The organism is Marinobacter sp. es.042 (assembly GCF_900188315.1).
GTDB lineage: Bacteria > Pseudomonadota > Gammaproteobacteria > Pseudomonadales > Oleiphilaceae > Marinobacter.
Genome location: NZ_LT897781.1, coordinates 537,632 through 564,246 on the forward strand (window position 1 = coordinate 537,632; position 26,615 = coordinate 564,246).

Consider the following 26,615-nt stretch of genomic DNA (forward strand, 5'->3'; position numbering starts at 1 on the left):
GGGTCTGAATGTCCTCCGCTGACCACGAACCGCCGCTTCCGGAGAACCTGCCCGAGAGCCCTCCGGTTCGGCTTTTGGCGCGGCTCGCCAGCCTGATCTGGTGGATGCTGCTGACACTTCTGGTGCTGCTGGCCCTATACGCCGGTCTTGGCCGCCAGCTGACCCAGAACGTGGACAGCTTTCGCGATGATCTGGCTCGTGAGCTGTCAGACCGACTGGGCCATGATGTCAGCATCGGTGGCCTTTCATCCCAGTGGTACTGGCTAGACCCCGCCTTTACGGCCAGCGACATTCAGGTCACTCACCCTGACACCCGAATTGTCGTTGCCAACCTCCAGCATCTGAATATCCGCTTTGCTGCACTGGCCTCGCTGATGCGTCTGAGGATTGTTTTTGAGGACTTCCAGGCAGACGGTCTGGAGCTGACCGTGAATCAGGAGCGCGGCGGTGATGTTGCGGTGAGAGGCGCAGAAATACCGGAACCGGTCAGCAATCAGTTGCAGGTGTGGCTGGAGCTTGCCGGTGACTGGCTCTCTGATCCTTACGTCAAGATTACCCGCGTCAATCTTAGTATCCGGGATAACCAGGGCAACCTTCGCCATCTGGATATCCCCCAGCTTGATCTCGACTACCGCCGTGGATTGTTCCACGCATCCGGCCGTGCCATGCAGTCTGGTACCACCCAGCAGCTGGCCACTTTTGCCCTCGTGGGCCAGCATTTTTTCCGGGGCGACTTTACCGGCCAGTTGTACCTTGGCGTCGATTCCGGCCGCCTGTTCGACGGACTGGTTGACGAGTACCAGTGGCGATCCCTCCGGGTGGAAGGCTTCGATCTTGGCGGTGAAGCCTGGCTTACGTTCCGCAACGGTTTGCTGCAACAGGTGACCGGTACGGTGCGGACCCCCTATCTGCAGTTGGGTGTTGGCTCTCAATCCCTGGCGCCACTGGAAGACATCCGCGCGCGATTTGGCTGGCGTCGCCACGATACGGTGATGACCGACGAGACTGTGGTCGAATCCGGGGCCTTTGCCCTTGGCGAGTGGCATCTGAAGCAGCTCCAGTGGACCTGGGACGGCGATGTGGTTTCACCTTTCAGTCTGAGGCTGGCGCCCTCGGAGGGAGGCATGTCCGTCATTGCCGACGCCCTTCCACTTGCGCCCACACGTCGCCTCGCTGCGCGGCTTCCGTTATTGCCGGATCGTGCACTCCGGGCCCTCCAGGACTATCGGCCCGGTGGCTTTCTGGATCAGTTGAGAATCTTCTTCCCCGAGGGCTTCCCGGAAGACTTTCAGCTTTCCGGTCGGTTGCGTGACGTCAGTGTCCGGGCCCACGGCGGCGCGCCGGGCGTCACCTCTGTAAACGGAGACATCGCTCTGGACCGGCAACGAGGCTTTGTCCGGGTTGCCGCCGGCGAGTCGCCCGTTTCTCTGGATTTTCCCCAGCTTTTCGGGGGCGCCTGGTCATTCCCCGTACTTGAGGGCGAAGTGGCCTGGCTGCTGGATGGCGCTATTACCCGTGTGTTTTCGGATGGCGTCCGGATGCGTTACGGCGAGGCCACCGAACTGGACGGTGCTTTTGATCTCAGGATGGATCGAGAGGGAGAGGACAATCTGGGGCTGAAAGTGTCGGTGAAAAACGGCAACGCCGACATGCTGGCAGATTTTGTTCCGGCAAAGGCGGTAAACCCCGGGTTGTATGATTGGCTTACGACCGCCATTCTCGAGGCCGATATTACCTCAGGGACGTTTTTTGGCCATGGCCAGATAGGTTCTGGGGCGCCCCGGGGCTCCTTCGTTACCTCAATGATCTATGAATTCGATCAGGCATCTGTCCGCTACGATGACGCCTGGCCGGAGGTCACGGGTGCCCGGGGCAGTGTCAGGGTTCACAATGGCGACACGCTGGTCCGACTCGAAGCAGGTCAGACCGGGGGGCTGGATCTCGATCCCGGGACGGTTCGCGTGGTGCCCTCCGATCAAGGCACACGGATCAGGGTGGATACCTCGGCTCGGGTGCCCGGCGAATCGGTCGGGTTCTGGATGGAAAACAGCCCCCTGGGTGGTATGGCAGGCACAGAGGCCCAGAAGCTTGAATATGGTGGTGAGTATCAGCTGGATCTTGGTATCGACTTGCCATTGGGGTCGGAGCAGCACCCCGTGGTTGAGGCAAAGATTGCCGCTCAGGAAGGCTCCGTCTCCTACCCCTCGGCAGGGTTAGCCTGGCGGTCGGTTCAGGGTGAACTGACCTACCACAGCGAAAACGGCTTCTCCGGTGGTCCTCTGACTGCCGAATTCTTCGATGAACCGGTAACCATTGCCTTCAGCAAATCCCGGGCGGGCAATGCCCTTACCATCCGGCAGTCGGGAACGCTACCGGTGCCAGGGGTGTTTGAGCAGGCGGGACTTGGGACCAGTTCGGGTTTTGGTTTACAGGGCAATGTTACGTATACCGCGGACCTGGACGTGGGGGCGGGTTCAACGTCGGGCATCCGCGTGCGGTCCACTCTTGAGGGGCTGTCGGTTGACTGGCCAGAGCCACTGTCAAAAACGGCGGATGAGGCAGCACCGCTGCGGGCAACCATCAATCCCTCGGCCGCCGGTGGTCTTGGTATTACGGGCGACTGGGAAAACCGCGCAACGTTCGATTTGTTATGGAAAGAGACCGGGTTTGATTTGCGTCTTGGCCGCCTGCACATTGGCCCGCAGGTGTTGAACGATATTGATATCAATGCCCTCGATCTTGGTGACCGGTGGGTGGTGACCACCAGCTCGCAACGCGCCGAAGGCCGACTGACAATTCCGCAAAATGGCGACACGGTGAAGGCCGATTTTCAGGTGTTACGGCTCGTACGCAGTGAGACACCCCCTGAGGATTCGCCGGAGTTATTGACCTTGGAAGAGCAGCTTGAGGCGTTCCGCGCGCTGGATATGGGAAACTGGCCGGATATCGACGTTTCGATTGCGGAACTGCAACTGAACGACGAATCTTTGGGACAGTGGGCCTTCCAGCTCCGCCCTGAACCCTTCCGGTTGCAGGTAAATGACATCGAGGGGCGCCTGAATTCCCTGACACTGCTGGGCGACATGAGCTGGAGCATCGTCGGAGACCGGGAAACCAGCCGGTTTACAGGGTCCATCAGCGGGGGTGCGCTCGCGGATCTGAACGAGCTCCTCGACACTGAAATGCCGGTCACCAACGAGGGGACCAATATAGAGCTGGATCTGGACTGGCCCGGCCGTCCGGATGAGCTTTCCATACCGGAGCTCAGTGGCTCGGTCAGTCTCAGGCTGGATGAGGGTGTGATCCTGGAGCGAAACAACACGGCCCAACTGTTCCGGGTGTTCAATCTGCTGAACTCTGACACCCTGTGGCGCCGGTTGAAGCTCGATTTTTCCGACCTGTATGAACGGGGGGTGGCTTTTGACGCGATCTCGGGCAAGGCGCAGATAATCAATGGCTTGCTGACCATGGATCCGGAACTGCAGATAGTGGGCCCATCCGGCGCCTTCAAACTCAGTGGTACGACCAATATGGCCAGCGAGGAGCTGGATATGCGGCTTGTGGTTGTGTTGCCTCTGACTCAGAATCTGCCATTGGCGGCGCTGCTCATGGGTGCCGGTGCGCCGATCGGCGGCGCCTTGTTTGTGCTGGACAAGATTCTGGGCGATCCTTTGAGCAGGCTGACAAGCGCAACCTACAGTGTGACCGGCACATGGGACGAGCCGGAAGTGAATCTGCAACGGGTTTTTGACACCGGCGAATAACTTTTCTGTTTGGCAATATCGGAGGCAGTCATGAACAAGCGTGTTTCCAACCGGGTCGCAGCCATCCAGATGGTCAGCGGTCATGACATCGACGCCAATCTGCGCGAAGCGGAACAGCTGCTGGCCCGGGCTGCCGAGCAGGGCGCCTCGGTCGCCGTACTGCCCGAGAATTTTGCGGTTCTGGCCACCAGTCAGATGATTGATCGTGGTCGCCAGGAAGCGGGGGCCGAGCCTGTCATAAGAACCTTCCTGGCCGAACAGGCCCGGAAACTGAGGCTCTGGATCGTTGGCGGATCGATGCCAGTGGCCAAACGACCGGACGGCTCAGATCTGGAGGATCGGGTCAGGGCAACCTGCATTGTCTTTGATGACCAGGGTAAGGAGGTTGCCCGTTACGACAAGATTCACCTGTTTGATGCCATGGTGGAAGATGCCCATGGTCAATACCGTGAATCGGACACCTTCGAGCCCGGCGAACAGATAGTGACCGTGGATACGCCCGCGGGCAAGCTGGGGTTGGCGATCTGCTACGATCTTCGCTTTCCAGAGCTGTTCAGGCTGCTGCGTGAGCAGGAGGTGGACTGGATTTGCCTCCCGAGCGCTTTCACCTGGCAGACCGGTGATGCCCACTGGTACCCCCTGATCCGGGCGCGCGCGATCGAGAACCAGGTATGGTTAGTGGCACCTGGCCAGGGTGGCCAGAACAGCGAGCGCCGTCGCACCTATGGCCACAGCCTGATCTGTGATCCCTGGGGGCGGATCGTGACGGAAATGGGGGAAGGCCCGGGCCTGGTCACCGCCGAACTGGACGGCGATCAGGTAGTCAACCTGCGCACCCGGATGCCGGTGTGGGAACACCGTCGGCTCAAAGGCTAAAGGTGGGGTCAGATGAACTTGGGGTCAGAAGAAAAGTTCTTCTGACCCCAAGTTCATCTGACCCCGAATTCACATTGCTTCAGCGTCGTCGATGCATTCCCGAAGGTAGCGGAAGAGTTTTCGGGCCTGCCCGGTGTTCTTCTGCTTCTCCACATCCTTGCGGGCGTTGCGGGCAAGGTTGCGCAGGTGCTGCATATCGGCACTGGGGCAGTAGCTGAAGAATTCGCCAACAACAGAGTCGCCTTCGGCAATCATCCGGTCCCGCCAGCGTTCCGCCAGGTGATGTCTGCGGGTGTGTTCCTCACTACCGGCATCGAAGGCGTCGATGGCTTTTGCCAGGGCCTCCGGATCGTCCTCCTGGCGGATCACTTTGCCGATGTACTGCAGGTGCCGTCGTTTGGCCTCGTTCTGGCGGATACGCCTTGATTCTTCGATGGCAGCTCGAAGAGTCTCGCTGATCGGCAGTGTTTCCAGCTGGTCGTTGCTCAGTTCCAGCATTTTCTTGCCAAGATCCTGTAGGGCGTGCATTTCCCGTTTCAGCTGGGATTTGCTCGGGCCGTCGTATTCCGGCGCGTCGTTGTCTTGATGGTCTTTCATAAATCCAGTAGCCGTAAAGTTGGGGTCAGATGAACGCTTTCATCTGACCCCGTGTTCGCCCATCAGGCGTAGAAAATCGTCGCGAGGCCAAGAAAGGCCATGAACCCGACCACATCGGTCACAGTCGTGAGAATCACGCTGCCTGCCAGGGCCGGGTCAATATTGCGAGATTTGAGAAACAGTGGCAGAACCGTACCAACCAGTGCAGCGGCGACAAGATTGATCACCAGAGCGGCAGCAATGATCGCGCCGATCATCACATCCTGGAACCAGAGCATGGCGGCACCGGCAACAACGGCGGCCCAGAGTATTCCGTTCATGATGCCCGAGAGGAACTCCCGGTTCAGCAACCAGCGGACGTTGGCACCACTGATCTGCCCCACAGCCATGCCGCGGATGACGAGGGTGAGGGTCTGGCTGCCCGCAATGCCGCCCATGCTTGCGACGATGGGCATTAGTACCGCCAGGGCCACGACCTTGGCGATAGTCTCCTCGAATAATCCGATCACACCCGATGCGATCAGGGCGGTGATCAGGTTGATCCCCAGCCAGATGGCACGGCGGCGCGATGTCTTCCAGACCGGTGCGAAGGTGTCCTCGTCTTCATCCAGGCCCGCCATGCTCATCAGGGAGTGATCCGCATCCTCCCGAATAACGTCAACCACGTCATCGATTGTTATGCGCCCTAGTAGTCGGCCTTCCTCATTCACCACCGGCGCCGAGATCAGGTCGTAGCGTTCAAACAGTGTCGCTACCTTGGTGTCTGAAAGGCTTACAGGAATAGGCTCGATGTCGGTATCCATGACTTCCCGCACGGTGGAGGCGGGGTTGGAGACCAGCATTTTGGTAATTGGCAGCATGCCAATGAAATCATCCCGCCGGCTCACCACGATCAGGCTATCCGTCATGGGTGGCAGGCTGCGGTGCCGCCGAAGGTAACGAAGTACGACGTCTATGCTGATGTCCGGGCGCACCGTAATGGTGTCGGTGTTCATCAGACCGCCGGCGGTGTCCTCCGGATAGGAGAGAACTTCCTCCACCCGCTGGCGGTCCTGCTCGTCCATGGTCTCCAGGACTTCCCGGATGACCGTATCCGGCAGCTGCTGCAGCAGGTCGGCCAGGTCGTCTGATTCGAAATCCTCAATGATATCCGCCAGTTCCTGAGCATTAAGCTGGCTCAGGAAGTAACCTCGGATATCGTCACTGAGATACTGGAGAACCTCGCCTTCGAGGTCTTTGTCCACCAGGTTCCACAGCAGGGCACGCTGTCGGGGCGGCGAGGATTCAAGCAGGTGAGCAATATCACTGGGGCTCAGGCCACCGTTCAGGATGCGGGCAACCTGCTTCAGTGCGCCACTGTCCAGCGCTTCGCTCAGGGAGCGAAGGCGTTGGCGGGCCTGGCTTTTTTCCAGAATATCGGTCATGGCTCTAGTTTACTCACCCTCACCGAAATAGTCGTTAATCAGTTCCACCAATGCTTCGATGGCCTGTTCCTCGTCCGGTCCGTCGGCAATGAGCTCCACATCGGTTCCTTTGCTGGCGGCCAGCATCATCACCTGCATGATGTTCTTCGCATCCACATCCCGGCCTTTGCCACTGATACGCACGCTGCTGTCGTATTCGGATGCCGTGTTGACGAGCTTCGCAGTGGCGCGCGCATGCAGGCCAAGTTTGTTGATAATGGTAATGGGGCGGCGAATCATGGCTCGATCAGATCTCTTCCCGGGTCTGCAGGTGTGGCAGCTCGGTGTGCCGCACTTGCACATTGCTGTACCGTTGCCGGAAGTACTCGCCCAACTGCTCGCACACATACACCGACCGGTGCTGGCCGCCGGTACATCCAATGGAAATGGTCATGTAGCTGCGGTTGCTGTCTGCAAAAGAGGGCAGCCAGGTATCCAGAAATGATTTCAGGTCCTCGATCATCTTCCGGCTTGCCGGTTCTTTTTCCAGAAACTCGATAACCGGCTGATCAGTACCGACATACTTGCGGAGGCTGGTATCCCAGTAGGGGTTGGGCAGGCAGCGGACATCGAAAACGTAGTCGGAATCCAGCGGCACGCCGTGTTTGAAGCCGAATGACTGAAACAGGAGAGCCAGTTCCTGATCTTTTCGACCGACCACACGCTGCTTGATCATGTCCCGCAGCTCGTACATGGACATGCCGGTGGTATTTACGTAAAGATCGGAAAGCTTGGAGAGGGGCTCCAGCAGTTTCTTCTCGCTGGTAATGGCTTCCCGGAGCGAAGTCCTGTCGTCACTCAACGGATGTTTTCTGCGGGTGGCGTGAAAACGCTGCAGAAGCGACTGCTCGTCGGCGTCCAGGAAGATGATTTCAACGGTAACCCCGGTTTCCTGGAGGCGCCGGTAGATCTCCTCGAAATTGGCCAGCTCCCCGGAAAGGTTCCGCGCATCGATACTGACGGCCATCTTGCCCAGTCGACCAGGCCTGGTCTGGCTGGCGGCTTCCCGTGTGAGTGGAAAGAGCAGGCCAATAGGAAGATTGTCGATGCAATAAAACCCGAGGTCCTCCAGCACATGAAGTGCGGTACTCTTGCCCGAACCGGACCTGCCACTGACGATAATCAGCTTCATGACCACCTTACCTCCACTGCAGTGAATATCAGCCGCCCGAGGCGGTCATGCGCTGGTACAGCGTGCTGGCGTCCTCGCATTGCCGGAGGCGATCGCAGAACGACCGCTCGTTGAACTTCTCCGCCAGTTGGCTCAGCAGCTCAAGGTGCTCGCTCGTCGCCTCTTTTGGCACAATCAGGGCAAAGATCAGATCGACTGGCTGATTGTCGATAGCATCGAACTCCACGCTTTCTTCAAGCGTCATCAGCACACCCACCACGTGATCCAGTCCTTCCAGGCGGCAGTGGGGAATGGCAATTCCCTGGCCAATGCCGGTGCTGCCCAGGCGCTCACGGGAAATCAGGTTGTTGAAGAGCTGGGTCTCGCTGAGCGTGTTGTCCTGATGGTTTATTTGCTCGGCAATAAACTCCAGGGCCCGTTTCTTGCTGGACGCAGCTACCCTGCAGAGGGTGAGCTCCGGAGCAAGAATGTTGTCTATGGTCAGGGATGTGTCGCTCATGGATCGACTGCATTTCCGTTAAAAAAAAGGCTGCGACACGTTACTCATGTCGCAGCTCGATTAGATGAAGTGCATGAAAACAGCGCGTTAGCGAGAGCCGTTTCCGTGCATCCGTTCTACATTCTTTTCCTTGTGCTTGAGGATCTGACGGTCGAGCTTGTCGATAAGGGCATCAATGGCCGCGTACATATCCTCGTTTTCTGCCTTTGCGTGAATCTCACCACCTACCACGTGCAATGTGGCTTCCGCAATCTGGCGCACCTTTTCCACTTCCAGGGTCACCTGGCAGTTACTGATGTGGTCAAAGTGACGCTCGAGCTTCTCGAACTTCTCTGAAACGTAATCCTTCAGTGCGGGAGTCAGTTCTACGTGATGGCCTGAAATGTTGAGTTGCATAGGCGTCTCCTGTTGTCATCATGCCGGCTCCCGGGAGCCGGTCTGGGTGCTGGCGCATTGTGCGCCGGCGAATACGGTGTTGCGTCCCGTCCCGGGGTATTCAGACCAGCCGCTTGCGTTCGTTGGACGGCGGAATGTGCATGGCCTCCCGGTACTTGGCAACGGTGCGTCGCGCAACCTTGATACCCTGTTCCCCTAGCATGGCTGCAATTTTACTGTCGCTCAACGGCTTTTTGGGTGTTTCGGCGGCAATCAGCTTCTTGATCATCGCGCGTATGGCCGTGGAAGAGCATTCTCCGCCCTCATCAGTGCTGACATGGCTGGAGAAGAAATATTTCAGTTCGAAAATACCCCGGGGGGTATGCATGTATTTCTGGGTGGTTACCCGTGAAATCGTTGATTCATGCATTTCCACCGCCTGGGCAATGTCCGAGAGAATCAACGGCTTCATTGCTTCCTCGCCGTAATCCAGGAAACCCTGCTGGTGCTCGACAATACGGGTCGCCACTTTCAGCAGGGTCTCATTGCGGCTCTGCAGGCTTTTGATAAACCACTTGGCCTCCTGCAACTGATCGCGGAGGTAGGTGTTGTCTGCACTGCTGTCTGCGCGCCTTATAAGTGAAGCATAGCTGGCATTCACCCGGATGCGCGGTGCAATTTCCGGATTCAGCTCAACACGCCAGCGGCCATTGTGTTTGCGAACGATGACGTCCGGAATCACGTAGTCGGGCTCGGCGCGATCAATCACGTCGCCCGGGCGCGGATTGAGGCCTGTAATCAACGCAAGGACTTCCCTGAGTTGATCTTCTTTCAGGCGGCTGCGACGCAACAGCTGGGCGTAGTCCCGGTTGCCCAGCAGGTTGATGTAGTGGGTGATCACCAGGCGTGCCTGGGCTAGCCAGGGTGTGTCCGGCGGCAGCTGGTTAAGCTGTATCAGCAGGCATTCCTGCAAATCCCGGGCAAACACGCCAGGGGGATCGAAGTGCTGGAGGCGATGCAGGACGGCTTCCACTTCATCCAGTTCAAGGGGGTCTTCTTCGTTCTCGTCCAGCAGCCCGGCGTGGATTTCTTCCAGAGGGCTGGTGAGATAGCCCCGCTCGTCCACGGCGTCCATCAGGGCGTGGGCAATGGCCTGGTCCCGCTCACTCAGGGGAGTCAGGTTGAGCTGCCATTCCAGGTGATCCTGAAGGGTCTCGGTGGGCGAGTTGCGGGTCTCGAAATCGTGATCGTTTTCGTCGTCGTTGCGGGCTGCCGGGGCGGGGGCGGACTGGTAAATGTCATCCCAGGCCGTGTCGACCGGCAGGTCGTCCGGAATGTTATCCGGAATCTCGTTTTCCGACGCCCAGTCCGGACCGTTTTCGGATTCGTCCCAGTCGCTGGACGGTTCTGGCGTGGTCTCCGCAGCAGACTCGGCCGCGTTGGCCTCGCGCTCGTCGCTCTCGGTGGCCGTGTCGGTCTGATCGTCGTCCTCGGATGTCTCCAGCATGGGGTTGGATTCCAATGCCTGCTGGATTTCCTGTTGGAGGTCGAGGGTAGAGAGCTGGAGAAGTCGGATCGCCTGTTGCAGCTGGGGTGTCATGGTCAGGCTCTGACCCAGCTTTAACTGTAAGGAGGCTTTCATAACCATGGTTCAGGATCCGTCACTCATCAGCGCTTTGTGTCATAGGTCTTGAAAAAATCTTTATATGCCGGTTACTTGCCGCGGTTTTTCTTTACCCTAGCAAGTTCTTTGCCGAGTTTACTTGCAACAGATCATCAAAACAATGAGCCATTCACTGTCACAGCCTGAATTCGTCCCCGAGGTAGACTTCCTTGACCTGTTGATTTGCCAGGATCGCATCGGCATTGCCGGAGGCGATGATGTGCCCGCCGGAAACAATGTACGCGTTCTCGCAGATATCGAGAGTCTCGCGCACGTTATGGTCGGTGATCAGCACGCCAATCCCTTTGTCCCGCAGATGCCGGATAATGTGTTTGATGTCGCTGACGGATATAGGGTCAACACCGGCGAAGGGCTCATCCAGCAGGATGAAAGCCGGCTCCATGGCCAGGGCCCGGGCAATTTCCACCCGTCGCCGCTCACCACCGGACAGGGCCATACCAACGCTGTCCCGGATATGGGTGATGTGGAATTCCTCCAGCAGCTCCTCGAGCTTTTTCTGCCGGTCTGCCTTGCTCAGGCCTTGCCGCGTCTCGAGGATCGCCATAATGTTGTCGCGCACAGACAGCTTGCGGAAAACCGAGGCTTCCTGTGGCAGGTAGCCGATGCCCTGACGGGCCCGACCGTGCATCGGCAGCGGCGTAATATCCCGGCTGTCGATGGTGATCCGCCCGTGATCGGCAGGTACCAGCCCCACGATCATGTAGAAACAGGTGGTTTTCCCGGCGCCGTTGGGGCCTAGCAGTCCGACAATTTCCCCGCTTCGGATTTCCAGGGATACATCGATAACCACTTTTTTCTGCTTGTAACTCTTTGCCAGGTTACTGGCTCTCAGAACTGCCATCGGTTTCCTGTTTGTCAGTGCGTCTGTCGGCGCTGCGCGGCTGGATCACCATTTCTACCCGGCCAGTGCCTTCGCCGGTCTCGGCGCCGCCTTCTGCGGTTACAACGCGGCCAGCGGTATCATAGTGAATCACGTCGCCGCGGAACAGGTTGCCATTCTGCTCAATCACCGCTTCCCGTTCAAAGGTCAGCTGGCTGTCGGTGGCAGACCAGGTAATATTCAGGGCGCGGGCGTCGGTTTCACCTTCACCTTCGCGTGCCGGCTGCCTGTACCTTGCGGGGGTTCCGGAAGCTTCGATGCGGCTCAGGCCGTCTTCTGTACGGTACAGGACCACACGCTCCGCGTTCAGGCGGGTGTTGCCCTGTTCAAGCTCCACATCGCCGGTGTAAGTGGCAATGCCCTGGCCATCGTCCAGGCGGGCGTTGTCGGCGGTAACCTTGATCGGGATGTCGGAATCAAGGTCGAAAGCCGCCACCGGGCCAGCCATTGCGACTGTCAGCAGGGCGGCCAGCAGGCTCCGGTATCGGTTAGTTTCCGGTTTCATAGCGTCCTTCCACCTGGGAGTTCAGTTCCAGAATCCGCTCGTCAATCCACGCTTTCATGCCCGTGGCCCGGGTAACTCCGGTAACGTCGCGTATTTCTACGGGTGCGTCGGTATATACCATGCCCCGGTCATTATCCAGCGTCAGTGTTGATGTTGTCAGAGTGGCGTTCCGTTCACCAATACTGCGCTGAATCCGTACATTGTCAGTGAGATAGACCAGGTTCTGGTTCTGGAGCAGACTGCCATTCTCGGCTTCAACAATCCAGGGCAGAACATTGTCGCCGCCATACAGTTCGGCACGGGGAGACTCCATGGTGGCCAGGTTACCTTCTTCAAACTGTTCAATGCGGGGGCTGGAGAACCGGATTTTCAGCTTGCCCGACTCGTCGAATGACGTGTAATTGCCATTGACCACGAAGCCGTCCGGTTCGGCATCGCCCCGCAGTGCGGCTGCCTCATCATCAATGACCGGCGGTTCATCGCTTTGCCAGAGCAAAAAGACCGCGGCCACCACGGTGCCAGCCAGCGCCAGTGTTCGCAGCCAGGGCCGGTCCGGGAGCCAGCTCACGCCTCGAGCTCCAGGTAGGGTGCAAGCGCAGCATCCAGCTTACCATGGGCAGTCAGCAGCAAGTCGCACGCTTCCCGAACCGCGCCCTCGCCACCCCGGGTTCGGGTGCAGTAATCGGCATGTTGCTGCACCAGCCAGTAACCATTGGGCACGGTGATTCCGAGCCCGGCAAACCGGAGCGCAGGCAGGTCTGGCAGGTCATCACCCATATAGGCGATGGCATCAGGGCTGAGATCCATGGTGCTGACCAGTTCCTGCAGGGCCACTTTCTTGTCCTCACGCCCCTGCATGAGATGGGGGATGCCCAGATCCCGCATGCGCTTTTCGGTCAGGGGTGACTTCCGACCGGTAATAACAGCCACAGTAATGCCGGCTGCCATGAGTTGTTTGAGTCCCAGGCCGTCCAGAATGTTGAACGCCTTGAGTTCATCACCGTTGGCGCTGAAGTAAAGCTTGCCATCGCTCATGATGCCGTCTACATCCAGTGCGATCAGTCGGATTTTGGCGGCTTTTTCCAGCAGTGGCTCAGGCCATTGATGCTTCATGTTGAAAAACTCCTCATGGCCCATCAGATGACGCCGGCCCGCAGCAGGTCGTGCATGTTGATGGCGCCGATCAGAGCACCGCTATCGTTCGTCACGGGCAGGGCATTGATCTTCATTTCCTCCATGATATTCAGCGCTTCCGCCGCCAGATGATCAGCCTGGATGGTTTTACCATTCCGCGTCATCACTTCATTGATGGGCGTATGATGAATATCAACCGACCGGTCCAGAGTCCGGCGCAGGTCACCGTCCGTAAATATCCCTGTAAGCGTGCCTTCCCCGTTTACGACGGTGGTCATACCCAGACCCTTGCGGGAGATTTCAAGGAGAGCGCCGCTCAGGGGTGTTCCCTCATTAACAACGGGAATCTGATCGCCTGTATGCATGATGTCGGAAACCCGAAGCAGCAGCCGGCGGCCGAGGCTGCCTCCGGGGTGGGAGAACGCAAAATCCTCGGCACTGAAGCCGCGGGCCTCAAGCAGTGCCACTGCCAGCGCATCCCCCATGACCAGGGTGGCCGTTGTTGAGGAGGTGGGCGCCAGGCCCAGGGGGCAGGCTTCCACCATGACGCTGACGTCCAGGTTGGCCACGGCTTCCCGGGCCAGGGTGGACGCGGCATTGCCAGTCATGCTGATCAACGGGGCGCCCATACGTTTGATCAGGGGCAGAATCGTGACTACTTCGCTGGTGTTGCCACTGTTGGAAATGGCGATGACAACGTCCTGCGGTGTGATCATCCCCATGTCGCCGTGGCTTGCTTCTCCGGGGTGCACGAAAAACGACGGTGTACCGGTGCTGGCAAGGGTGGCCGCTATCTTGTTGCCTATGTGGCCGGATTTTCCCATGCCGGTCACGACAACACGGCCCTTGCAGTTCATGATGACTTCGCAGGCACGGGTGAACTGGTCGTCGATCCGGCTTTCAAGTGCATCAATGGCGTCACGCTCGATGCGAATGGCGCGGATGGCAGAAGATCGGAAATCGTGGGCAGTCTGTTCGGTCATCGGGCTAAGGGCCTGGCTATCGGGACATTGAAAATGTTGGGCAGAGTATACCATTTTCCCCCGGCAACGATGCCCGGTTACAGGAAGTTCAGTCAAACTGATCATTGCTATCAGTACATTTTGCGCTCTTTGGATTGAGCTCCGGCGCTCCATGGCATAATGTAGCGCCTCTTTGAAAGGTAGGGACTATGGATTCACCGGCTTACATATCGCTCAAGGATGTCGTGTTCTCCCGTTCAGGGCGCCGTATCTTCGACGGTGTCAGTCTGGATATTCCCCGCGGCAAAATTACTGCCATTATGGGGCCCAGCGGAACCGGTAAAACCACGCTGCTGCGTCTTATCGGTGGTCAGCTCAAGCCAGATTCCGGCAGCGTCGTGGTGGACGGCCACGAGGTGCCAAAGCTCAAACGCAAGGCTCTTTACAGTCTTCGCGAACGGATGGGCATGCTTTTTCAGAGTGGGGCGCTGTTTACCGACCTGAATGTCTTCGAGAACGTTGCCTTTCCGCTCCGCGTGCATACAAAGTTGCCGGAAGACATGATCCGCGACATTGTTCTGATGAAGCTGGAAGCTGTTGGCCTGCGCGGCGCCCGCCAGCTGATGCCTTCGGAATTGTCCGGGGGGATGACCCGCCGGGTTGCACTGGCCCGTAGTATTGCCCTGGATCCCGAACTGATCATGTACGACGAACCCTTTGCCGGCCAAGATCCGATTGCCATGGGCGTGCTGGTCAAGCTGATACGGGATCTGAACAGTTCCATGGGACTTACCAGTGTGCTGGTCTCCCACGATGTACCCGAATCCCTGAGCATATGCCATTACGCCTGCATTATTTCTGATGGCAAGGTAATCGGTGAGGGCACACCGGAGGAGCTGCGAGCGCATCCTTCCGGGAAGGTTCAGCAATTCCTGCAGGGGCAGCCGGATGGCCCGGTGCCGTTCCATTATCCGGCCGAAGGCGCTGCCAGGGATTTCGGCCTATCGGGAGGTGCGTCTTGATAGACAGAATAGCGGCATTCGGGCGCCTCGGGCTGGATATCGTCTCGTCATTCGGCCGTTCCGGTCGCTTTCTGGCGGGTGTTTTGGGCGGTGTTCCCCGGCCGGCAACCGGCTTCCCGCTTCTGCTGAAGCAGCTTTACGCCGTTGGCGTGCTTTCTCTGGTCATTATTGTGGTGTCGGGCCTGTTTATCGGCATGGTGCTGGGGCTTCAGGGGTACACTATTCTTAGCGACTACGGCTCGGAAGCGGCAATCGGCCAGATGATTGCGCTTACCCTGGTACGTGAGCTTGGTCCGGTTGTGACCGCATTGCTGTTTGCGGGCCGCGCGGGTTCGGCTCTGACGGCAGAGATTGGCTTGATGAAAGCAACTGAGCAGCTGTCCAGTATGGAAATGATGGGTGTGGACCCGCTGCGACGTGTCATTGCGCCTCGCCTCTGGGCCGGGTTTATTGCCATGCCGGTACTGGCGGTGATTTTCTCGGTAGTCGGCATCTGGGGCGGTATGCTAGTGGGTGTGGACTGGCTGGGCGTATTCGAAGGCTCGTTCTGGGGCAACATGCAGTCGTCGGTGGATTTTGTGGATGATGTCCTGAACGGCGTCATCAAAAGCGTTGTTTTTGGCTTTGTCTGCGCCTGGATTGCGGTCTTCCAGGGCTATGATTGTGTGCCGACATCAGCAGGTATCAGTTCGGCGACCACCAAGACAGTGGTGTACTCATCGCTTGCGGTGCTGGGGCTGGATTTTGTGCTGACCGCTGTCATGTTTGGCGATTTCTGAAACATCGATCAACGAGATATTACCGGAGCCTGAAATGGCACAGAGAACCACTGAAATCGTAGTTGGCCTGTTCATGATCGCAGGCTGCGCAGCGCTGCTTTTCCTGGCGCTGCAGGTTAGCGGGCTGTCGCCGAAGTCGGCTGAGAGCACCTATACCATTTACGCCAATTTCAACGATACGGGCGGGCTCACGCCCCGCGGTCGGATCTCAATGGCCGGGGTAACGGTTGGCACCATCGAATCCATCAGCCTGAACACGGAAACCTTCCAGGCGCGGGTGGAGATGTCGATTCATTCGGATGTGGACAATATCCCGTCAGACAGTTCCGCAGTTATACGTACATCCGGCCTGCTCGGCGAGCAGTACATTGATATATCGATTGGCGCGGAGATGGATTCGCTGAAAGAGGGCGATACCTTCTATTCGACACAGTCGGCCATGAACCTGGAGCGGCTGATTAGCAACTTTGCCTCGGGCCGTTGACTCGGGCCGGGAAGATCAAACAGGAGATCCTGATGTTTGCACTGAGACACCACATTCTGATCGGCCTCTTCATGGCCCTGGCTCTGGTCGCGCCGACTCAGGCAAGTGAGGCCGAGGAGCTTCGCAAGTATGTGGACGCCAATACCCAGCGGCTGGTGGATAAGCTGAACGAAGAGCGCGGACTCTACGAGCGGGATCCAGAGGCTTTTTATAAAAGCATGGATGAGGCTCTAACCGATTTTGTGGACTTCCGCCGCATTGCTGCCAGGGTGATGGGTCGCTATGCTCGCCAGACAACGCCCGAGCAGCGGGATGCTTTTGTGGTCAAGTTCAAGCGCAGTCTTTTCGACAGTTATGCTCAGGCGCTGGTTAATGCCGAGGAATTCGAAATCCAGGTGAAGGAAGCAACCATTAACCCGCAGAGTGACGATCGAGCTTCTGTGCAGATGGAAGTGATTAGTGCCTCCGGTAATCGCTACCCGGTAACCTATTCGATGTACAAGGCAGCAGAAGGCAAGTGGCTGATGGAAAACGTCATTGTTGAGGGCGTCAACATAGGTCTGGCTTTCCGGGATCGATTTGGTCAGGAAATGGAAGAAAATCGCGGCCAGATCCAGGCGGTGATTGATGGTTGGAGCGACGCTGTTGAAAGTTTGAACTTCGATCAGGAAGTCGACAAATCATGACCAGCGGCTCGCCTGTGGTTCAGCTCCTGGACGGCGTGCTCGTCGTTACCGGTGAAGTGGACACAGAAACCGTGGTCGGCTTGAGAAAGCAGGGTGAGAAGCTGATCCGTTTGGCTTCTGCTGATCTGGTTGTCGACCTCGATGGACTGGTGACGGCCCACAGTGCTGTTCTGTCCATGCTGCTCTGCTGGCAGCGTCTGGCGCATCAGGCGGGCGTTGCCCTTTCGTTTCGTGGCGTCAGCGGCCGTCTGGCCTCGCTGGCAGCCCTGAGCAATCTTGATGATCAGCTTGAGGGGTTTGGTCCGGAAGCCGTCCATCCCGCCCACTGATTATTCCGGCCTCGCTCCCTTTGTTGACCGGATGCTAAAGCTGACCCGAGCGCCGGAATTGGTTACAATCTCGCCCCTGATTTCAAAACACCCGAGGATTTTCTATGGATGCCGCCCAAGTCACCGAGCTGGTCAAAGAAGCGTTGCCCGGCTGTGAAGTTCAGGTACAGGTTGATGGTACCCATTACCTGGTCGTCGTGGTGGGTGACGTATTCGAAGGCCTGCCGACTATCAAGCGCCAGCAGTTGATCAACAAGGCGCTGTTCCAGCAGATCATGGATGGCTCGATTCACGCCCTTCATCCAAAAGCATTTACTCCGGCCGAATGGGCTGAGCGCCAGGGCTGAACGGCCCGGACAAAACAGGATATTTATTGTGGATAAACTTCTGATCAGAGGTCGCAAGCCTCTGGATGGTGAAATCCGGATTTCCGGTGCCAAGAACGCCGCACTGCCGATCCTGGCAGCAACTCTGCTGGCGGATGAGCCGGTAACCGTCGGCAATCTACCGCACCTGCACGACGTAACCACCATGATCGAGCTTCTGGGTCGCATGGGTGTTGAAGTGATCATTGATGAGAAAATGAGCGTGGAAATCCATGCCAACACCATCAAACACTTCCATGCCCCTTACGAGCTGGTGAAAACCATGCGGGCCTCCATTCTGGTGCTGGGTCCTCTGGTCGCTCACTTCGGCGAAGCAGAAGTATCCCTGCCCGGCGGTTGTGCGATCGGTAGTCGCCCGGTGAACCTGCACATCCATGGCCTGGAAATGATGGGCGCGGACATCAAGGTCGAGAATGGCTACATCAAGGCGAAGACCAACGGTCGTCTGAAAGGCGCGCACATCTTCCTGGATACGGTCACCGTAACCGGTACCGAGAATCTTATGATGGCGGCTGCCCTGGCCGACGGAAAAACCATCCTGGAAAACGCGGCCCGCGAGCCGGAGGTTGTTGACCTCGCCGAGTGTCTGATCGCCATGGGCGCAGACATCAAAGGTCACGGTACCGCCACGATCGAAATCAACGGTGTTGAGCGCCTGCACGGTTGCCATTACAACGTACTGCCAGACCGGGTTGAGACCGGGACGTACCTGGTGGCTGCGGCGGCCACCGGGGGCCGGGTCAAGCTCAAGGATACCCGTGAAGACCTGCTCGAAGCCGTTGTGCTCAAGCTTGAAGAGGCCGGCGCCCACATCAACACCGGCCCGGACTGGATTGAACTGGACATGAAAGGCAATCGCCCGAAAGCGGTTAGCCTGCGTACAGCGCCATATCCGGCCTTCCCGACCGACATGCAGGCTCAGTTCGCTGCAATGAACGCCGTGGCCGAGGGCACCGGTACCATTGTGGAAACCGTGTTCGAGAACCGGTTCATGCACCTTCAGGAACTGATCCGCATGGGAGCGGATATCACGCTTGAGGGCAACGCCGCGATCATCAAGGGCGTGGACCACCTCACCGGTGCGCCGGTTATGGCCACGGACCTCAGGGCCTCGGCAAGCCTTGTCATTGCCGGCCTCATGGCCGACGGCGATACCATCGTAGACCGCATCTATCACATAGACCGCGGGTACGAATGTATTGAAGAGAAACTGCAGTTGCTGGGTGCCACCATCCGCCGCCTGCCAGCGTGAAAGACATCTATCCAGACACTACGGGAAACCGGAAGAATCCATGACAGATTCCATAACCATCGCCTTGTCGAAGGGACGAATCCTGGAAGAAACCCTGCCGCTGCTGGCGGAAGCAGGAATCGAACTGATCGACGACGTCAAAAAGTCGCGCAAACTGGTGTTCCCGACAACGGACCCCAATGTTCGGATTCTGATTATCCGGGCCACAGACGTGCCGACTTATGTTCAGTACGGCGGGGCGGACCTTGGTGTGACCGGCAAGGACGTGCTGATGGAGCATGGTGGGGAAGGGCTGTATGAGCCACTGGATCTGAACATTTCCCGGTGTCGCCTTATGACCGCCGGCCCAAAAGATCAGACTCCGCCATCCGGTCGTATCAAGGTGGCAACAAAATTCGTGAACCTGGCCCGCCGATATTACTCGGCTCAGGGCCGTCAGGCAGACATCATCAAATTATACGGCGCCATGGAGCTGGCTCCGATTCTCGGGCTGGCCGACGAGATCGTCGACATTGTCGACACCGGCAACACGCTGAAGGCGAACGGCCTCGAAGCCCGGGAACTGATTGAGCACATCAGCAGCCGGCTGGTTGTCAATCGTGCCTCCATGAAGATGAAACACGAGCGTATTAACCCCATAATTGAGAAAATGTCGGCAGCTGTTGAGAAACGCCGGCTCTGAGTGTGAGTCGGTTTTCAGTGAAGTAGGGGTCAGAAGAAAGCGTTCTTCTGACCCCGGTAACCTAGAGCAGGATTTGAGTTATGACCGCCAAGATCACCCGATTGAACGCTTCCCAAAGTGACTTTAATGATGCGTTGGCCAAACTTTTGGCCTGGGACGACAGCGTTGATCATCAGGTGAACGAGTCGGTGCGCCATATCCTGCATGAGGTGAAAACCCGGGGTGACCAGGCGGTTCTGGAATTTACCGAGAAATTCGATCGCCTGAAGGTTGGGTCCGTCGCCGAGTTGGAAATGGACCAAAGCCGCTTACAGCAAGCTCTGGACGCCATTCCCCAGGACCAGCGGGTTGCCCTTGAAAAAGCGGCTGAGCGAATTCGTGACTACCACGAACGCCAGAACCAGAAGTCCTGGCAGTATGAGGACGAAGACGGAACCGTGCTTGGCCAGAAGGTAACGCCATTGGACCGGGCGGGCTTGTACGTGCCCGGCGGCAAGGCTGCTTACCCGTCATCCGTGCTCATGAACGCTATTCCGGCAAAGGTAGCCGGCGTCAGTGAAGTGGTGATGGTCGTTCCAACGCCGGATGGTGTGGTGAACGACATGGTATTGGCCTCAGCAGCGATTGCCGGAGTCGACCGCGTATTCACCGTTGGTGGTGCCCAGGCCGTGGGCGCGCTGGCCTTTGGTACAGAAACCATCCCGGCCGTGGATAAAATCGTCGGCCCCGGCAATATTTTCGTTGCCACCGCCAAGCGTGAGGTGTTCGGTGTCGTCGGCATCGATATGATCGCTGGCCCCTCGGAAATTCTCGTGATCAGTGACGGAAAGACCGATCCCGACTGGATTGCCATGGACCTCTTCTCCCAGGCAGAACACGACGAACAGGCCCAGTCCATCCTGATCAGCCCGGATGCCGAATTCCTTGACGCTGTCGAAGCCAGTATCAACAAACTGCTTCCCACTATGGAACGTGCCGACATCATCCGCACCTCCATGACCGACCGCGCCGCATTGATCCACGTCGCCGACCTGAAACAAGCCGCCGAAGTGTCCAACCGCATAGCCCCGGAACACCTGGAGCTGTCGGTTGAAGACCCCGAGGCCATGCTCGATGACATTCGCCACGCCGGCGCCATCTTCATGGGCCGCTACACCGCCGAAGCCCTGGGTGACTATTGCGCCGGTCCGAACCACGTGCTGCCCACCAGCGGCACCGCACGGTTCTCCTCACCTCTGGGCGTCTACGACTTCCAGAAGCGGTCCTCCATCATCGGCTTCAGCGCTGCCGGTGCAGACCGCATGGGTCGGGTGGCGTCGGTTCTGGCCCGTGGCGAGGGCTTAACCGCTCACGCCCGGTCGGCGGAATATCGTATTAAAGATTAAGACGACTTTACCCCCTATGTATGCAGGGATGGTGGTGGCTGCCTTTTCGGGAATGTAGAGGGCCATGGATGGCCCGAAACAAGCGCAAATGGGTGTGGCAGAGCGATGATGAAGCGGAGCTTCATGCGATAGCCACACGACAGCAATCTGCGATTGCTGGCCGGACCCGCCTGCGGGTGCTTGTAGCGTTTCCCGGAAAGGCGGCCACCACCAGACCGTTAGCTCGGAGTTTAAAATGAGCAAATTCTGGAGCCCCCTGGTAAACGACCTGGTTCCATACGTCCCAGGCGAACAGCCAAAAATGGCCAACCTGGTGAAGCTGAACACCAACGAAAACCCCTTCGGCCCCTCACCAAAAGTCATCGAAGCCATCCAGGCCGAACTGAACGACGGCTTGCGCCTCTACCCGGATCCAGAAGGCGAAAGCCTGCGCGAGACCATTGCGGCTTACCACAAGATAACGCCGGAACAGATCTTCCTTGGCAACGGCTCCGACGAAGTCCTGGCACACATCTTCTTCGGTTTGTTCCAGCACGGCGAACCGATCCTGTTCCCGGACATCACCTACAGCTTCTATCCGGTTTACTGTGGCCTCTATAACATTGAGAGCCAAAAAGTCCCGCTGACAGAAAGCTTTGAAATCAACCCGGAGGACTTCAAGCAACCCAACGGCGGCGTGATTTTCCCGAATCCGAACGCGCCAACCGGTCGGTATCTCGGGTTGCAGCATGTCGAAGAGATCTTGGCGGCCAACCCGGACCGCGTCGTGGTGGTGGATGAGGCCTACATTGATTTCGGCGGCGAGTCGGCAATCACCCTGGTCGACAAATACCCGAACCTGCTGGTCTCCCAAACGCTCTCCAAGGCGCGTTCCCTGGCGGGATTGCGCGTAGGTTTTGCCGTTGGTCATCCGGACCTGATCGAGGCCCTGAATCGTGTGAAGAACAGCTTCAACAGCTACCCGCTGGACCGCCTGGCCCTGGCCGGTGCGAAAGCAGCCTACGAGGATGAGGCCTGGTTCCGGAAGTGCTGCGATGGCGTGATCTCCGAGCGGGAGCGCGTAGCGGCTGCTCTCGAGGGGCTGGGTTTTGAGGTGTTACCCTCGAAGGCAAACTTCATCTTTGCCCGTCACAAAGAGCAGCCGGGTGAGGTTTTGGCGAAAGGCCTTCGTGAGCAGGGCATTATCGTTCGGCACTTCAACAAGCCCCGAATCAGCGAGTTCCTGCGCATCACCATCGGCACTGTTGAGCAGAACGATGCTTTGATTGCTGGGCTCGAATCACTCTAGCCTGAGTATTGGCGGGCAGAGCAGGGTAGGCGCCCCTCTCCGGGAACCGCTACTAGCACATCCATGTGCGCTTGGCGTCGGCCATCCCTGGCCGCCGACATTCCCGGAGAGGGGCACCTACCCTGCTCATCTAGCTTCCATGAAATAGTCGGAGCGTAGCTTTATGGCGAATCGAAACGACATCCTTAAGAAAATCGGCGAATGGCTGCAGCCAGAGAATTTCCAGGATTACTGTCCGAATGGCCTGCAGGTTGAAGGCACGTCCGAAATTAATACTGTCATTTCTGGCGTAACTGCCTCAAAAGCGCTCATCGAAGCCGCCATTGAAGCAAACGCAGATATGATCCTGGTCCACCATGGTTACTTCTGGAAAGGTGAGGACCAACGAATCCAGGGCATGAAGCGTGAGCGCTTGAAACAGCTTCTCGACAACGACATCAATCTTGTCGCCTACCACCTCCCGTTGGATGACCATCCCGAATACGGCAACAACCGTCAGCTGGCGGATGTTCTCAATATCAAGAATCCGCGCCCGCTCGGCGGTCTGGTCTGGGAAGGCGAGCTTCAGGAGGCAATGTCTCCAGATGAATTCAGTCTTCACATCGCCAGACAGCTTCATCGCGAGCCGCTCTGGGTTGGCGACGGCCCGGCTGCGATCAAGCGGGTAGGGTGGTGTACCGGTGCTGCACAGGGGTTTATTAACACTGCTCTGGACGCTGGCCTCGATGCCTACATCAGCGGTGAAATCTCCGAGCCGACCACGCATACAGCAAGGGAGTGCGGCATTCATTACTACGCTGCCGGGCATCACGCTACTGAGCGGTACGGCGTTCAGGCTCTCGGAAAAGCGCTAGTGAAGGAGTTTGGGGTAACCCACAAGTTTATTGACTGTGACAACCCGGTTTAAAGGTTAGTACGGACTGAGATTGAAACCTTCATCTGAGCGGTGATTCATTCTCGAGGCGAATTGCACAGGATCTGACTGGGCGGGGCGGACACCCCTGTCCGGGAATGTCGGCGGCCAAGGATGGCCGACGTCAAGCGCACATGGATGTGCTCGTAGCGGTTCCCGGACAGGGGTGTCCGCCCCGCCCGTTCACCGAAACTAGAAGTCTTAAAATGGCCCGAGCTCCAGAGTAAGGTCGGGCCTTCAATAAATCAGGCCTGCTGAGCCTTATCACCCTTCTTGAGCCCAAAGTCCTCAGCAAGCGTGCCTGAATCCTTGGGATCAGTCTTGGGCGCATAGTCCCGTGGCGGCTCGGAAGCGTCCTCGCGAACCTCCTCCAGGCGCTTCTTCGAAGTCTCCTGCGCCAACTCCTCCATCCAGTCTTCGTCATTGCAAAGACGGTTGGCTCCGCGTGCCATATGCTGGTTCACATCGCGGTAGGCATCGTTGAAGCGGCGCAGCAAATGGGCCGACTCCATGAAATGCTCGTTCACCTGGGCCTGGTAGCGGGTATATTCGCTTCTCAGTTCCTCAATCTGCTGTTCCGCCCGGCGCTGCCGAAGCGACGTTCCCTGCCCGGAACGGCCAACAAATACCCCGATGACAATGCCAACAACCAATGCGGCAATCGCTGCCAGAATCAGGTTTGTCATATGCTGTGTCGTCCTTTTACCTAGAAGTGAGCAAAGCCCCTGTTCGACGAGTATAACGCCCCAGGCTCCATCATCCCATGATTGTGGCCTGCGCCAATCGTCGTATTGCTGCCCAGGCGGCCAACGTGGCGAAAAATCGCCAAATGCGAGACAATATGGCGCCCAAATTTACGATCAACTTCCGGGAATGCCTTGATGACAGCTGCGATGTCCTCCGAAACCAGTGCGACCATGACCCCTTGGCAACGTTACCAGAAGGATCTTGAACGCCCGGATTTCCAGAAGGACTCGGCCCAGGAAGATGCGGTCAAGCGCCTTCAGTCACTGTACGACAAACTTGTTGAAGCCGAAAGGGATCGCACTAAGCCCAAAGCCAAACTTTTCCGCAAGCTCAAAAAAGGCAAGGAAGAGCCGGTCAAGGGCCTGTATTTCTGGGGTGGGGTAGGTCGCGGCAAAACCTACCTCATGGACACCTTCTACGAGTCGCTGCCTTTTGATCGCAAGATGCGGGTTCACTTCCACCGTTTCATGCAGCGAGTCCACAGCGAACTCAAATCGCTCAAGGGCGAGAAAAACCCTTTGGAGCTGGTGTCCAAGAAGTTTGCCGATGAAACTCGCGTTATCTGTTTCGACGAGTTTTTCGTGTCCGACATTGGCGACGCAATGATCCTCGCCACACTAATGGACGGTTTATTCAGTCGCGGCGTAACCCTGGTGTGTACCTCCAACATCGTCCCGGATGGTCTCTACAAGGATGGTCTCCAACGCGCCCGGTTCCTGCCCGCTATTGAGCTCGTCAAAAAGCACACCGATGTGGTTAACGTTGATGGCGGCGTAGACTACCGGTTGCGGAGGCTCGAGCAGGCAGAGCTGTTCCATTCGCCTCTCGATGAAGATGCGGATGTCAGCCTGCGCAAAAGTTTCGATGCTTTGGCGGTTGAGGCCGGCAAACACAGCAAATCCATGGAGATCAACGGCCGTAAAATTCCGGCCCAGGCGCACGCAGACGACGTAGTCTGGTTCGACTTCAAAGACGTCTGCGACGGCCCCCGAAGCCAGAATGATTACATCGAGATGGCCAGGCAGTTCCACGCCATCATCGTCAGCAACGTGCCCGTCCTGGGAAAAGAAAAGGACGATCAGGCGCGCCGGTTCATTAACATGATTGACGAATTTTACGACCGCAACGTCAAAGTCATCATCTCGGCGGCGGCACCTATCACAGAGCTGTACACCGGCGGCCGCCTCGGCTTCGAATTCGAGCGCACTGAATCCCGACTGCTGGAAATGCAGTCCCGGGAATACCTCGAAGCACCGCATAAACCATAAAACTGTGAAATCGGGGTCAGATGAAATTGGGGTCAGAAGAATTTTTCTTCTGACCCCAATTTCATCTGACCCCATCTTGAGGAGAGATGGAATATGAGCACAGACAACGTCGTTATCGTGAGCGGGGTTCGCACCCCCATGGGTGGATTCCAGGGTAGCCTGGCCAGTGTCAGCGCAACCGATCTTGGAGCGATCACCATCGCCGAGGCTGTAAAACGCGCCGGTCTGCAGCCCGCAGACGTGCAGGAAGTCATCATGGGCAACGTCCTGCCCGCCGGACTCAAGCAGGGCCCGGCGCGCCAGGCCATGCGTAAGGCCGGTCTTCCGGACCACACCGGCGCCACCACCATCAATAAACTCTGCGGCTCCGGCATGAAAGCCGCCATGTTCGCCCACGATCTGATCAAAGCCGGCAGCAACGACATCATGGTTGCCGGTGGTATGGAAAGCATGTCCAACGCTCCCTACATCCTGCGGGGTGTTCGCAGCGGCTACCGCATGGGGCCGGGCCAGGCGCCGCAGGATCACATGTTCCTGGACGGCCTCGAAGATGCCGAAACCGGCCGCCTGATGGGTGCCTTTGCCCAGGAAATGGCTGACAAGAAAGGCTACACCCGGGAAGAAATGGACGAGTACGCCATCACTTCTCTCTCGCGGGCCAAGAAGGCCATTGAAGATGGCCTGCTGAAAGACGAAATCGTTCCTGTAACCGTGAAAAGCCGCAAAGGCGACGTCGTCGTCGAAGACGACGAGCAGCCCCACAACGCCAACATCGACAAGATCCCGAGTCTCCGCCCGGCCTTCGCCAAAGACGGCACGGTTACAGCCGCCAACGCATCTTCGATCTCAGACGGCGCTTCTGCGTTGCTCCTGATGCGCGAGTCCGAGGCTGAAAAACGCGGCCTCAAGCCGCTGGCCCGCATCGTCGGCCACAGCACCCAGTCCCAGCATCCGTCCGAGTTCACCTGCGCCCCGGTTGGCGCCATCGAAACCCTGTTTGGCAAAACCGGTTGGAGCAAAGACGACGTCGATCTCTTCGAGATCAATGAAGCCTTCGCCATGGTCGCCATGATGCCCATCCGCGAACTCGGCCTCGACCCCGAGAAAGTCAACATCCACGGCGGCGCCTGCGCGCAGGGTCACCCCGTCGGCTCCACCGGCTCACGCCTGCTGGTCACCCTCATGTATGCCCTTCAGCGTTACGGCAAAAAGAAAGGCATTGCAGCTCTTTGCATCGGTGGTGGCGAGGCTACTGCCATGGCTATCGAGATGCTGTAAGTTCCGATAGCTCTTTGCTCTGGTGTTCCGGCAAGGGGCTTTGGCCTTTCTGAAACACGCCGTGAATACGTCCATGTAGGCTTGACGGCAGCATCCCTGCTGCCGACAGTTTCAGAAAGGCCAAAGCCCCTTGCCGCCAGCATTTGAGAATGCTTTTCAAAGTTTTGTCAGCAGAATCCCGCTTTTCGTCCCGATTTGAGGAGTGATAATTCACGGCTTGTGAACTAGGTCTGGGCGCTGCCGTC

At 57.9% G+C, this 26,615-nt stretch carries 28 protein-coding genes; 15 read left to right on the forward strand and 13 right to left on the reverse strand.

The features are described from left to right. Positions 1 to 8 precede the first annotated feature (8 nt). Both CFB02_RS02655 and CFB02_RS02660 read left to right on the forward strand, forming a co-directional pair. On the forward strand, positions 9 to 3,764 hold the full coding sequence (locus tag CFB02_RS02655) for a YhdP family protein (protein WP_088556763.1): 3,756 nt from the start codon (positions 9 to 11) through the stop codon (positions 3,762 to 3,764). A gap of 30 nt (positions 3,765 to 3,794) precedes the next feature. Further along, the gene (locus CFB02_RS02660; RefSeq protein WP_088556764.1) at positions 3,795 to 4,640 is read left to right on the forward strand and encodes a carbon-nitrogen hydrolase family protein; all 846 of its coding nucleotides are present in this window, start codon (positions 3,795 to 3,797) and stop codon (positions 4,638 to 4,640) included. 69 nt (positions 4,641 to 4,709) lie between these two features. Here the strand turns inward: CFB02_RS02660 and yjgA are convergent, their stop codons facing one another. From yjgA to CFB02_RS02720, 12 genes are all read right to left on the reverse strand, one after another. Next, positions 4,710 to 5,237 carry a ribosome biogenesis factor YjgA gene (gene yjgA, locus CFB02_RS02665; RefSeq protein WP_088556765.1) on the reverse strand — a complete coding sequence of 176 codons (528 nt, stop codon included), beginning with the start codon at positions 5,235 to 5,237 and terminating at the stop codon, positions 4,710 to 4,712. A gap of 62 nt (positions 5,238 to 5,299) precedes the next feature. Further along, positions 5,300 to 6,661 (reverse strand): magnesium transporter, encoded by a 1,362-nt coding sequence (gene mgtE / locus CFB02_RS02670; RefSeq protein WP_088556766.1) that lies wholly within the window; start codon positions 6,659 to 6,661, stop codon positions 5,300 to 5,302. Positions 6,662 to 6,670: 9 nt separating this feature from the next. Further along, positions 6,671 to 6,940: an HPr family phosphocarrier protein gene (locus CFB02_RS02675; protein ID WP_008170151.1), complete on the reverse strand. Its 270-nt coding sequence runs from the start codon at positions 6,938 to 6,940 to the stop codon at positions 6,671 to 6,673. 7 nt (positions 6,941 to 6,947) lie between these two features. Further along, positions 6,948 to 7,832 (reverse strand): RNase adapter RapZ, encoded by an 885-nt coding sequence (gene rapZ / locus CFB02_RS02680; RefSeq protein ID WP_088556767.1) that lies wholly within the window; start codon positions 7,830 to 7,832, stop codon positions 6,948 to 6,950. Positions 7,833 to 7,860: 28 nt separating this feature from the next. After that, the gene (gene ptsN, locus CFB02_RS02685; RefSeq protein ID WP_014577742.1) at positions 7,861 to 8,331 is read right to left on the reverse strand and encodes a PTS IIA-like nitrogen regulatory protein PtsN; all 471 of its coding nucleotides are present in this window, start codon (positions 8,329 to 8,331) and stop codon (positions 7,861 to 7,863) included. An 87-nt stretch (positions 8,332 to 8,418) separates the two neighbouring features. After that, the gene (gene hpf, locus CFB02_RS02690; RefSeq protein WP_014577741.1) at positions 8,419 to 8,727 is read right to left on the reverse strand and encodes a ribosome hibernation promoting factor; all 309 of its coding nucleotides are present in this window, start codon (positions 8,725 to 8,727) and stop codon (positions 8,419 to 8,421) included. Between the two features lie 100 nt (positions 8,728 to 8,827). Then, positions 8,828 to 10,354, reverse strand: coding sequence for an RNA polymerase factor sigma-54 (locus CFB02_RS02695; protein ID WP_172835794.1), 1,527 nt, complete (start codon positions 10,352 to 10,354; stop codon positions 8,828 to 8,830). A 151-nt stretch (positions 10,355 to 10,505) separates the two neighbouring features. Next, positions 10,506 to 11,231, reverse strand: coding sequence for an LPS export ABC transporter ATP-binding protein (lptB, locus tag CFB02_RS02700; RefSeq protein WP_014577739.1), 726 nt, complete (start codon positions 11,229 to 11,231; stop codon positions 10,506 to 10,508). After that, positions 11,209 to 11,775, reverse strand: coding sequence for a lipopolysaccharide transport periplasmic protein LptA (gene lptA, locus CFB02_RS02705; protein ID WP_088556768.1), 567 nt, complete (start codon positions 11,773 to 11,775; stop codon positions 11,209 to 11,211). The genes lptB and lptA overlap by 23 nt, the downstream gene beginning before the upstream one ends. Further along, complete coding sequence (gene lptC, locus CFB02_RS02710) at positions 11,759 to 12,343, reverse strand: LPS export ABC transporter periplasmic protein LptC (protein WP_088556769.1); 585 nt, start codon at positions 12,341 to 12,343, stop codon at positions 11,759 to 11,761. The genes lptA and lptC overlap by 17 nt, the downstream gene beginning before the upstream one ends. Then, entirely contained in the window at positions 12,340 to 12,888 is a 549-nt protein-coding gene (locus CFB02_RS02715; protein ID WP_227519300.1) for a KdsC family phosphatase, read from the reverse strand. The genes lptC and CFB02_RS02715 overlap by 4 nt, the downstream gene beginning before the upstream one ends. A gap of 23 nt (positions 12,889 to 12,911) precedes the next feature. Then, on the reverse strand, positions 12,912 to 13,892 hold the full coding sequence (locus CFB02_RS02720) for a KpsF/GutQ family sugar-phosphate isomerase (protein WP_088556771.1): 981 nt from the start codon (positions 13,890 to 13,892) through the stop codon (positions 12,912 to 12,914). Between the two features lie 188 nt (positions 13,893 to 14,080). Between CFB02_RS02720 and CFB02_RS02725 the strand changes: the two genes are divergently transcribed. The 11 genes from CFB02_RS02725 (at position 14,081) to CFB02_RS02775 (ending at position 23,071) form a co-directional block, all read left to right on the forward strand. Next, positions 14,081 to 14,893 carry an ABC transporter ATP-binding protein gene (locus CFB02_RS02725; protein WP_088556772.1) on the forward strand — a complete coding sequence of 271 codons (813 nt, stop codon included), beginning with the start codon at positions 14,081 to 14,083 and terminating at the stop codon, positions 14,891 to 14,893. Beyond that, complete coding sequence (gene mlaE, locus CFB02_RS02730) at positions 14,890 to 15,672, forward strand: lipid asymmetry maintenance ABC transporter permease subunit MlaE (RefSeq protein WP_088556773.1); 783 nt, start codon at positions 14,890 to 14,892, stop codon at positions 15,670 to 15,672. The genes CFB02_RS02725 and mlaE overlap by 4 nt, the downstream gene beginning before the upstream one ends. Positions 15,673 to 15,706: 34 nt before the next feature. Beyond that, complete coding sequence (mlaD, locus tag CFB02_RS02735) at positions 15,707 to 16,156, forward strand: outer membrane lipid asymmetry maintenance protein MlaD (protein ID WP_088556774.1); 450 nt, start codon at positions 15,707 to 15,709, stop codon at positions 16,154 to 16,156. A 32-nt stretch (positions 16,157 to 16,188) separates the two neighbouring features. Further along, the gene (locus CFB02_RS02740; protein ID WP_088556775.1) at positions 16,189 to 16,842 is read left to right on the forward strand and encodes a phospholipid-binding protein MlaC; all 654 of its coding nucleotides are present in this window, start codon (positions 16,189 to 16,191) and stop codon (positions 16,840 to 16,842) included. Next, the gene (locus CFB02_RS02745) at positions 16,839 to 17,171 is read left to right on the forward strand and encodes a lipid asymmetry maintenance protein MlaB (RefSeq protein WP_088556776.1); all 333 of its coding nucleotides are present in this window, start codon (positions 16,839 to 16,841) and stop codon (positions 17,169 to 17,171) included. Before CFB02_RS02740 ends, CFB02_RS02745 begins: the two co-directional genes overlap by 4 nt. 104 nt (positions 17,172 to 17,275) lie before the next feature. Continuing rightward, positions 17,276 to 17,518 carry a BolA family protein gene (locus CFB02_RS02750; RefSeq protein ID WP_008170179.1) on the forward strand — a complete coding sequence of 81 codons (243 nt, stop codon included), beginning with the start codon at positions 17,276 to 17,278 and terminating at the stop codon, positions 17,516 to 17,518. 28 nt (positions 17,519 to 17,546) lie between these two features. After that, positions 17,547 to 18,809, forward strand: a complete 1,263-nt coding sequence (gene murA / locus CFB02_RS02755; protein WP_014577731.1) for a UDP-N-acetylglucosamine 1-carboxyvinyltransferase — start codon at positions 17,547 to 17,549, stop codon at positions 18,807 to 18,809. A 40-nt stretch (positions 18,810 to 18,849) separates the two neighbouring features. Then, positions 18,850 to 19,491: an ATP phosphoribosyltransferase gene (gene hisG, locus CFB02_RS02760; protein ID WP_088556777.1), complete on the forward strand. Its 642-nt coding sequence runs from the start codon at positions 18,850 to 18,852 to the stop codon at positions 19,489 to 19,491. A gap of 80 nt (positions 19,492 to 19,571) precedes the next feature. Beyond that, positions 19,572 to 20,876 (forward strand): histidinol dehydrogenase, encoded by a 1,305-nt coding sequence (gene hisD / locus CFB02_RS02765; protein ID WP_088556778.1) that lies wholly within the window; start codon positions 19,572 to 19,574, stop codon positions 20,874 to 20,876. Between the two features lie 235 nt (positions 20,877 to 21,111). Further along, positions 21,112 to 22,164 (forward strand): histidinol-phosphate transaminase, encoded by a 1,053-nt coding sequence (gene hisC, locus CFB02_RS02770; protein ID WP_088556779.1) that lies wholly within the window; start codon positions 21,112 to 21,114, stop codon positions 22,162 to 22,164. 163 nt (positions 22,165 to 22,327) lie between these two features. Then, positions 22,328 to 23,071, forward strand: a complete 744-nt coding sequence (locus tag CFB02_RS02775) for a Nif3-like dinuclear metal center hexameric protein (RefSeq protein ID WP_088556780.1) — start codon at positions 22,328 to 22,330, stop codon at positions 23,069 to 23,071. A gap of 251 nt (positions 23,072 to 23,322) precedes the next feature. On the opposite strand, the gene CFB02_RS02780 is transcribed toward CFB02_RS02775, so the two are convergent. Continuing rightward, positions 23,323 to 23,763: a YhcB family protein gene (locus CFB02_RS02780; RefSeq protein WP_008170195.1), complete on the reverse strand. Its 441-nt coding sequence runs from the start codon at positions 23,761 to 23,763 to the stop codon at positions 23,323 to 23,325. A gap of 231 nt (positions 23,764 to 23,994) precedes the next feature. Here CFB02_RS02780 and zapE point away from each other — a divergent pair, with 231 nt between their 5' ends. After that, the gene (zapE, locus tag CFB02_RS02785; protein WP_172835849.1) at positions 23,995 to 25,092 is read left to right on the forward strand and encodes a cell division protein ZapE; all 1,098 of its coding nucleotides are present in this window, start codon (positions 23,995 to 23,997) and stop codon (positions 25,090 to 25,092) included. 93 nt (positions 25,093 to 25,185) lie between these two features. Then, positions 25,186 to 26,370, forward strand: coding sequence for a thiolase family protein (locus CFB02_RS02790; RefSeq protein WP_088556782.1), 1,185 nt, complete (start codon positions 25,186 to 25,188; stop codon positions 26,368 to 26,370). Positions 26,371 to 26,615 lie beyond the last annotated feature (245 nt).